Origin of the sequence: Microbacterium sp. NPDC060132 (assembly GCF_042729675.1) — a bacterium.
Classification (GTDB): Bacteria; Actinomycetota; Actinomycetes; order Actinomycetales; family Microbacteriaceae; genus Microbacterium; species Microbacterium sufflavum.
In genome coordinates, this window is sequence record NZ_JBHWXU010000006.1 from 1 (window position 1) to 1,640 (window position 1,640).

At 52.7% G+C, this 1,640-nt stretch carries 1 rRNA gene; it reads left to right on the forward strand.

Annotated features, from left to right (window positions below):
• A 23S ribosomal RNA gene (locus ACFWCH_RS17680) occupies positions 1–1,640 on the forward strand; the annotation flags it as partial.

Consider the following 1,640-nt stretch of genomic DNA (forward strand, 5'->3'; position numbering starts at 1 on the left):
TAGAAAGGGCGCACGGTGGATGCCTTGGCACTAGGAGCCGATGAAGGACGGGACGAACACCGATATGCTTCGGGGAGCTGTAAGCAAGCTTTGATCCGGAGATTTCCGAATGGGGAAACCCACTGTTCGTAATGGAACAGTATCTGTACCTGAATACATAGGGTATTGAAGGCAGACCCGGGGAACTGAAACATCTAAGTACCCGGAGGAAGAGAAAGCAAATGCGATTCCCTGAGTAGCGGCGAGCGAAACGGGACCAGCCCAAACCAAGAGGCTTGCCTCTTGGGGTTGTAGGACACTCTATACGGAGTTACAAAGGAACGAGGTAGATGAAGAGGTCTGGAAAGGCCCGCCATAGGAGGTAACAGCCCTGTAGTCAAAACTTCGTTCTCTCCTGAGTGGATCCTGAGTACGGCGGAACACGTGAAATTCCGTCGGAATCCGGGAGGACCATCTCCCAAGGCTAAATACTCCCTAGTGACCGATAGTGAACCAGTACCGTGAGGGAAAGGTGAAAAGCACCCCGGAAGGGGAGTGAAAGAGATCCTGAAACCGTGTGCCTACAAGTAGTCAGAGCCCGTTAACGGGTGATGGCGTGCCTTTTGTAGAATGAACCGGCGAGTTACGATCCCGTGCAAGGTTAAGCAGAAGATGCGGAGCCGCAGCGAAAGCGAGTCTGAATAGGGCGAATTGAGTACGTGGTCGTAGACCCGAAACCAGGTGATCTACCCATGTCCAGGGTGAAGTTCAGGTAACACTGAATGGAGGCCCGAACCCACGCACGTTGAAAAGTGCGGGGATGAGGTGTGGGTAGGGGTGAAATTCCAATCGAACCTGGAGATAGCTGGTTCTCTCCGAAATAGCTTTAGGGCTAGCCTCAAGGTAAGAGTCTCGGAGGTAGAGCACTGATTGGACTAGGGGCCCCTACCGGGTTACCGAATTCAGTCAAACTCCGAATGCCGATGACTTATCCTTGGGAGTCAGACTGCGAGTGATAAGATCCGTAGTCGAAAGGGAAACAGCCCAGACCGCCAGCTAAGGTCCCAAAGTATACGTTAAGTGGAAAAGGATGTGGAGTTGCTTAGACAACCAGGATGTTGGCTTAGAAGCAGCCACCATTTAAAGAGTGCGTAATAGCTCACTGGTCGAGTGACTCTGCGCCGAAAATGTACCGGGGCTAAACGTATCACCGAAGCTGCGGACTGTTCTTCGAACAGTGGTAGGAGAGCGTTCTAAGGGCTGTGAAGCAAGACCGGAAGGACTTGTGGAGCGCTTAGAAGTGAGAATGCCGGTATGAGTAGCGAAAGAGGGGTGAGAATCCCCTCCACCGAATGCCTAAGGTTTCCTGAGGAAGGCTCGTCCGCTCAGGGTTAGTCGGGACCTAAGCCGAGGCCGAAAGGCGTAGGCGATGGATAACAGGTTGATATTCCTGTACCACCTCCTCACCATTTGAGCAATGGGGGGACGCAGGAGGATAGGGTAAGCGCGGTATTGGATATCCGCGTCCAAGCAGTTAGGCTGGGAAATAGGCAAATCCGTTTCCCGTGAAGGCTGAGCTGTGATGGCGAGCGAATTATAGTAGCGAAGTTCCTGATTCCACACTGCCAAGAAAAGCCTCTAGCGAGGTGAGAGGCTGTCTC